This is a genomic window from Gelidibacter sp. (assembly GCF_035577925.1).
In the GTDB taxonomy this organism is placed as follows: domain Bacteria; phylum Bacteroidota; class Bacteroidia; order Flavobacteriales; family Flavobacteriaceae; genus Gelidibacter.
This window is the reverse complement of sequence record NZ_DATJCY010000051.1, coordinates 1-7,351: the sequence shown is the minus strand read 5'-3', so window position 1 is coordinate 7,351 and position 7,351 is coordinate 1. Positions and strand designations below refer to the sequence as shown.

The window sequence follows — 7,351 nt, the reverse complement described above, 5'->3', positions numbered from 1 at the left end:
AAAGCTCGGATATCGAGCTTTTTATTGGTGAATATAATTATTATTTAGGATCAAAAAAACCACAATACTCATAATCCAAACCATCAGGTGCAGTAAATTCAGGCAATTGATCTTGATCAATTTCTTCTGTTTGCACTAGAGTAAAATTGGCTTCAGAGCCATGTCCCATTTTCGAATGAAAGGTTATTTGAGTTTTACCGTTAACCTTCTTAACTTCAAGATTGGTAGGAGTTACACTAAAGTTATAAGGAGGCATAGCAGGATTTTTCTGCACAATTTTAAAATCCTCTACATCACCTTCCCAATTCCAATAATCACCATCAGTTGGAAAAGGAGCACCTTCCTTGAGAATAAAAAAGAAACTATTATCCTCAAAAAAACGATAGCCAGCAACAAGTTCCATAATACAATTGTCGGTGGCACGGATTCTTCCTCCATCTTCAGACATGAAAGTAAAATCAACATTGGTCAATTGCCAATCGCCTACTAAACTTACTTTTTCATTTTCTGTATTATCATCATCATTTGAACAAGAATAGAACACTAAACCAAAAACAACAGCGCTCAACAAAACTAATTTTTTCATAAAATTTTATTTTTTTAATGTGTGCAAATTTAAGCCTTATTTAGAATAAGGCTAAATGGAAAAGGCGGTTTTTATGATGCTCGCGGAAAAAAAGTATCGCTAAAAGGTTTGTTGAAATTTGATTTTAAAAAAGAAAACAAAAAGCTTCCCATCGACTTTCCAATTTATAATTATCTGCTTAAAAAAATATTCCCATTTAAGCATGATATAAATCATTGTCTTATTTGGCTTATTAAGGTATCTTTCATTTATTCTAAACATTCAATTATGAAAAAGTATCTTATTATTTTTATTATCCCTGCATTTTTATCTTGTCAAAATCAGCAAAAAGCAAAAGACGGTTATGAAGACCTTTACCCTACAGCCACCACTTTTTTTCAACCTATTTCATCGTTAGATCTTGAATTGCCTGATGCCGATAAAGTGCTTTTAGGGAAACACCTTTACTTTGACACCTTGCTTTCTGGAGAAGGAAATATTAGCTGTAATTCCTGTCACAACCTAAAAACCTATGGGGTGGACAACGAGCGGTTTTCTCCCGGTGATGCTCCGGGCACCGTTGGCGGTCGAAATTCGCCAACCGTATTTCACGCTGCACTCCACAAAATGCAGTTTTGGGATGGTCGTGCTGCCGATGTTGAAGAGCAAGCAGGAGGCCCTATTTTAAATCCATTGGAGCATAATATCAAAGATGAAAAACAGTTGGTAGATCGTTTAAAACAAGTGGATTTATATCTTGAACTTTTTGAAAAAGCCTATGGTGAGAATGACCCTATTACGTTCCAAAACTTAACGCATGCCATTGGAGCTTTTGAGCGCACCCTAATGCCAGAAAGTCGGTTTGACAAATATCTAGAAGGCGACCAGCAGGCATTGAACACTCAAGAAAAAAGAGGATTACAAAACTTTATTGATTCTGGGTGTATTACATGCCACAGTGGTCCAGCTTTAGGTGGACAAATGTTACAAAAATTTGGGCTGTTCCATGATTACTGGAAACACACCAAATCAGAAGATGTTGATCTTGGATTGTTTGATATTAGCGAAAAAGAATCGGAAAAATATTTCTTTAAAGTTCCTGGTCTTAGGAATATTGTGCATACGGCTCCTTACTTTCATGATGGCTCAATAGACGATTTGAATACCGCCGTAAAGATCATGGGAAAACTGCAACGAAATGTCGATTTATCAGATAATGAGGTTGATGACATTGTCGCTTTTTTAGGCAGTCTTTCTTCGGATATATCGGAGGACATCAAACGCTCTCCTTTTGAAGACTAATCAGTTATAATAGCAACACACCCAAAAACACCTTGAATACTGGTTTTAATGTTTTCCAATCACAAAAGATGGAATCAAAACCTCATGGAACACTCGTAACTTTGAAATACTTTAAATGCAATAAATTAGTAAAATAATTACTATTTTTAGACGGGATCAAAGATTCTTGTTGTTTTTTAAAAAAACATCTATTTAAAAACACGATTATTTTTTAATATTAAATCTTATGAAAGACGAAAAGAAAAAATTAACATCGGTATCCGGGCGGCCGATTGCAGAAAATCAAAATGTTAAAACTGCTGGAAAAAGAGGACCAATGCTCTTGGAAGACTTTTGGTTTCTTGAAAAACTAGCCCATTTCGACAGGGAAGTAATCCCTGAACGAAGAATGCACGCTAAAGGCTCTGGTGCTTTTGGCACGTTTACGGTAACGCACGATATTACAAAATATACAAAAGCCAAAATATTTTCAGAAATTGGAAAAAAAACCAACATGTTTGCTCGCTTTTCAACAGTTGCGGGTGAACGTGGTGCTGCAGATGCCGAACGGGACATTAGAGGTTTTGCATTAAAGTTTTACACCGAAGAAGGCAATTGGGATTTGGCAGGGAATAACACACCAGTTTTCTTCATGAGAGACCCATATAAGTTTCCTGATCTGAACAAGGCTGTAAAGCGGGATCCAAAAACAAACTTGAGAAACGCAAATCACAACTGGGATTTCTGGACACTATTACCAGAAGCTTTGCATCAGGTGACCATTGTGATGAGTGATAGGGGAATTCCATCCTCGTACCGTCACATGCATGGTTTTGGTAGCCATACCTTCAGTTTCTTAAATGCCGACAATGAGCGCAGCTGGGTAAAATTTCACTTTATAACCGCACAAGGCATTCAGAATTTAACAGATGAAGAAGCTTCAAATATTATTGGACAAGATCGTGAAAGCCATCAACGTGACCTATTTGATGCCATTGAAAACGGCGATTTTCCAAAATGGTTTTTAAAAGTACAAATTATGCCAGAAGCCGATGCAGCAAACTATCGCTTCAATCCGTTTGACCTGACAAAAGTTTGGCCTCATGCCGATTATCCACTCATTGATGTTGGTGTGATGGAGCTGAACCGAAACCCTGAAAATTATTTTGCCGATGTAGAGCAAGTGGCCTTCAATCCTGCCAATGTGGTTCCGGGTATCGGTTTTTCTCCAGACCGCATGTTGCAAGGACGTTTATTTTCATATGGCGACGCACAACGTTATAGATTAGGTGTTAACCATTATCAAATTCCTGTCAATAAACCACAATGTCCATTCCATAATCCGCATCGTGATGGTGCCATGCGTGTGGATGGCAACGAAGGTTCAACCTTACATTACGAGCCAAATAGCTATGGCCAATGGGCAGAGAGCAAAGAATATGCGGAGCCAGCATTAAAGCTTGAAGGCGATGCTTTTCATTACGACCATAGAGAAGATGAAGATTACTTTACGCAACCCGGAAATTTATTTAGATTAATGACACCGGCGCAACAGCAAGTACTGTTTGAAAATACTGCAAGACAAATTGGAGGCGCAGAGAAATTCATCCAAGAACGCCATGCCAGAAATTGCTATCAAGCCGATCCGGCATACGGAAAAGGGATTGCAAAAGCCTTAAATCTGGATATTGACACGCTGTTTTCTGAATTATAAACCAATTCACAGAAAACGGTCATGAAATTTCAATTCTTTTAAGGCTAAATTAATTGAAACTAATGATGCACACGCTTAAAATAATTCAATAAAGATTAGCGTCCTTAGTGTATAAAACAAATAAGCCATCTCAGATTCTGGGATGGCTTTTATCTTTATTTCGGTATCCCAAAAACACGAGCCAAACCGCACTCATCGATAATTATAATACTATGGACAAACATACTTTTCAATCCGTCCTAAAGCATGAGTTTTCACCAAGTAAATTGAGTATCTTTACAGCTTAATTGATCGTCTATTATGAATCCTTCTGCTTCGGGCTGGATAAAAAAACTACTAAAGGAAATCTCGACCGATGAGACCTTTTTAAACAGGCCTCTTGAATCTTTTTATCAAAATTTAAAACTTTGCGGATTTATTTATGGAAGCAATGTTCGGATTGTCAATGATATCATTCCCAAAAACGATCTCACCGATGAAGAGCTTTGCAAGGCTAATCTTATATTGACCTTCTTTTATTTTTATAAGAAAAATCCTTCCAAAGAAAAATTTATCGATTCGGTCATTAGTTTCTATAGTGCCATTACGATTAGCAAAACTTCTATTTTTGAAGCTATTTTAGGCAAAAAGAAATCGGCTGCACTTTTGGAAGATCTTATTGAAAAACGCATCCATATCGATTATAACATCTTTACCAAAAACTTCAATTATTTTATCACCAATGCACTTTTGTTTGTAGATGTATTGGCCTATCAAAAGTTTTTGGAAACCGGCACCATTTCTGAAGCGTATTTGCAAAAAATGGAAAGTGCCATTGAAACGATTGTTATTGAAGTTTTTGAATCCAAACTTCAAAAAACACAATACGACAACAGTTTGACCAAATTATTCAAAGACTCAAGACGCTATAGCAACAGTGAACGCCTTGATTACGGCGATGCGATTGCGACGCTAAAGACGTCTTTGGAAAAACAATATACCATTGATATTGCTTGCATGGCATCGTGGACCGATAAAACGGTGGACCAATCTGAAAACGTATTTTTAACCCAGTTTTGTAGCCACTTAGATGTTGAGCCGTCAGTTTTAACGAAATCTATTTTAGATATTGACAAATTTTACTCTTCCAATGATAATCGAATTGTCACTTTAGGATCAAAAAACTTCGTGCAAAGTTTTTATGACAACTCCAGTAAAATGGTCATAAAACTAATCAGGAGAAACAGTAAGCGCCTGGTCAAGGAACTCAGAGAAAGTAAAGAACTATTGGTGCTTTTAACCCAATCTACGCAACGCGACCTGACCAGCGAAGAACAAAAAAAAATGCAGGAACAACTGATGGATATTTTTAAATCCATCCCAAGTTTAGCCATATTTATGTTGCCTGGAGGTGCCGTTTTACTGCCATTGTTCATCAAGTTTATTCCCCGATTGTTGCCATCGGCGTTTGATGACAACCGAATTGACGACGAGTAGCTATCCCAACCAATTTTTAAAATCCTTGACCCGCTCTCGGGCAACGATAACTTCTTGTTCGTTATAGGTTTTTAATTTGATCTGCAAACGTGAATTGGTATAATTTATCATATCCTTGATTGCATCAATATTGACAAAAAACTTTCTACTGATCCTAAAAAAACTATGAGGTTCCAGATCGGGTTCCAACTGCTCTAAACTCACATCCAGCAAATAACTTCTGCCTTCGGAAGTATAAAGATAAGTACCTTTATTTTCACTATAAAAACACTCAATATCATCGGTAGAAATGAGCTTGATTCGTGATCCTATTTTAACCGAAAACCGCTTTTTATAATTCCTGTCATAAGGATTGACTAGCAAACTTCTGATCCGATTAAAATCAATTTCTAGAGATTGCTGAATTGGCAAACGCATTTTGAATTTCTTAATTGCCGTTGCCAAATCCTCTTCATCAATAGGTTTTAACAAATAATCAATGCTATTCAGTTTAAAAGCTTGCAACGCATATTCATCATAGGCCGTCGTAAAAATAACTGCCGAATGGATCGTGATGGTTTCAAATATTTCAAACGAAAGACCATCACTCAACTGAATGTCTAAAAATATTAAATCGGGATGCGCGTTTACAGAAAACCAGTTGATAGATTCCTCCACGGAATGCAGCATAATATCTGCATCTATTTGCAATTGCGACAACATACGTTTTAAACGCCGTGCCGATGGTTTTTCATCTTCTATGATAACTACTTTCATGAAGTTTGGTTTAATAGCTATTGCCGATGCCACTCATTATTCCCAATTATTTTTGCGATCTTTTTCCATCAACTCTTTGATTTTCCGCTCTTCCCAATCCTTTCCCAAAACCATATAAGGCATAAAAACCGATAATCCGTGAGCTAAAAGGCCGATGCCCCAAAAAAACAATGTCGTAAAATTATGCCATTTAAAATAACTTTCACCTAGCGACAATTGCTGATAATTGACTACAACAAGCATTAAATTAACAACAATATAAACCAAAAGATGACTATAAAACCCACTGATTTTTTTAACCCGTTTTTTGGCACGATCGTAACGTTCTTTTTCAAAATAATTTGGTTCCATTAGTTCCAGGTTTTAGTACGTTGTTCTTTTTCTAAAATTTCTTTTATTTTGCGCTCTTCCCAATCTTTCCCATAACCAAATACGCCAAGGGCATGAAAAATAATGCCCATACCCCAACCTAACATAGGAAACCAAAACCATTGGTAACCCCAGGAAGTTCTGTAATTGATAAAAATTAAAAAAGGAATGACCACGCAATAAGACACCAAGTTTCCATAAAAACCTTTGATATCTTCTACTCTTTTTTTCGCCCGATAATAGGCTTCTTGTTCGCTATAAATTTGTTTTGTTTCCATGATAGAAATTTGTTTGGTTAAAATGGGTATTTTCACTTTAAAAAAATCTTTATTGGCATCAATCAGAACATGCCGTTTGGTCAGCAAACCATATCTGTTGACAATATTTTGAAGCCCTACTCCATTTCTGCTTTTTAGAACTTCTTTTTTCTGTAAATTGTTCTGCACCACCAAATAATTATCTTCTATCGTGATTTTGATATATAATGGTTTGGACTCGCTCACCGTGTTGTGCTTAATAGTATTTTCTAATAGCAATTGCAAGGATAAGGGCACCACTTTGGCATCTTCATTATTAAAATGTTCAGGAATTTCAAAATGAATACTGTTTTCAAAACGCATTTTCAACAAGTTCATATAGGTTTTGGCAAACTCCAGTTCTTCTGAAACCGATACCAACTCCTTATCCTTTTGCTCAAGAACATAGCGGTAAATTTTTGATAACGATACCGTAAAACGTTGTGCGTTATCAGGGTTTTCTTCTATTAAAGAACTCAGTACATTCAAACTATTGAACAAAAAATGCGGATCTATTTGGTTTTTTAAGCTTTCAAACTGTGCACTGGCGGTTGTGGCAATAACCTTTTGTTCTTTGAGTTTGTTTTTCTGGTAGTCGTTATAAAAATAAATGACGTAAAAAATAATAACAATAGTTAGCGTGACCCACAACCCAAATTGATAGTTCTCAAATCTATCATTTTGAATAAACACCGAAAAACTTTGATGTCCAATAGCGATAGCGGTAAATAGGCGCAGTAAAAAAAGACCAATTATAGTAATCGTCACGGTGCCAAATAAGCCTACACTAATTCGTTTTAAATAAGACCCTGATTTCCATTGCGATAAAAAATCATGAAACAGCATATTAGAACCGCCCAATACCAAAGCATAAAGTTCATAAACCATCAAATC

General features: G+C 36.3%; 7 protein-coding genes. 3 read left to right on the top strand and 4 right to left on the bottom strand.

What is annotated here, in order from left to right; all coding sequences use genetic code 11:
- Positions 1 to 40 precede the first annotated feature (40 nt).
- On the bottom strand, positions 41 to 586 hold the full coding sequence (locus tag VNJ50_RS01680) for a hypothetical protein (RefSeq protein ID WP_325578442.1): 546 nt from the start codon (positions 584 to 586) through the stop codon (positions 41 to 43).
- A gap of 267 nt (positions 587 to 853) precedes the next feature.
- Here VNJ50_RS01680 and VNJ50_RS01675 point away from each other — a divergent pair, with 267 nt between their 5' ends.
- From VNJ50_RS01675 to VNJ50_RS01665, 3 genes are all read left to right on the top strand, one after another.
- Positions 854 to 1,867 (top strand): cytochrome-c peroxidase, encoded by a 1,014-nt coding sequence (locus VNJ50_RS01675; protein ID WP_325578440.1) that lies wholly within the window; start codon positions 854 to 856, stop codon positions 1,865 to 1,867.
- A 226-nt stretch (positions 1,868 to 2,093) separates the two neighbouring features.
- A complete protein-coding gene (locus VNJ50_RS01670; protein WP_325578438.1) occupies positions 2,094 to 3,560 on the top strand; it encodes a catalase in 1,467 nt (488 codons plus the stop codon).
- A gap of 300 nt (positions 3,561 to 3,860) precedes the next feature.
- Positions 3,861 to 5,036, top strand: coding sequence for an LETM1-related biofilm-associated protein (locus VNJ50_RS01665; protein ID WP_325578436.1), 1,176 nt, complete (start codon positions 3,861 to 3,863; stop codon positions 5,034 to 5,036).
- On the opposite strand, the gene VNJ50_RS01660 is transcribed toward VNJ50_RS01665, so the two are convergent.
- From VNJ50_RS01660 to VNJ50_RS01650, 3 genes are all read right to left on the bottom strand, one after another.
- Positions 5,037 to 5,792, bottom strand: coding sequence for a LytTR family DNA-binding domain-containing protein (locus VNJ50_RS01660; RefSeq protein ID WP_325578434.1), 756 nt, complete (start codon positions 5,790 to 5,792; stop codon positions 5,037 to 5,039).
- Positions 5,793 to 5,828: 36 nt separating this feature from the next.
- On the bottom strand, positions 5,829 to 6,143 hold the full coding sequence (locus tag VNJ50_RS01655) for a 2TM domain-containing protein (RefSeq protein WP_325578432.1): 315 nt from the start codon (positions 6,141 to 6,143) through the stop codon (positions 5,829 to 5,831).
- On the bottom strand, positions 6,143 to 7,351 hold a 1,209-nt coding region (locus tag VNJ50_RS01650; RefSeq protein ID WP_325578430.1), incomplete at its 5' end, for a 2TM domain-containing protein. The genes VNJ50_RS01655 and VNJ50_RS01650, both read right to left, overlap by 1 nt.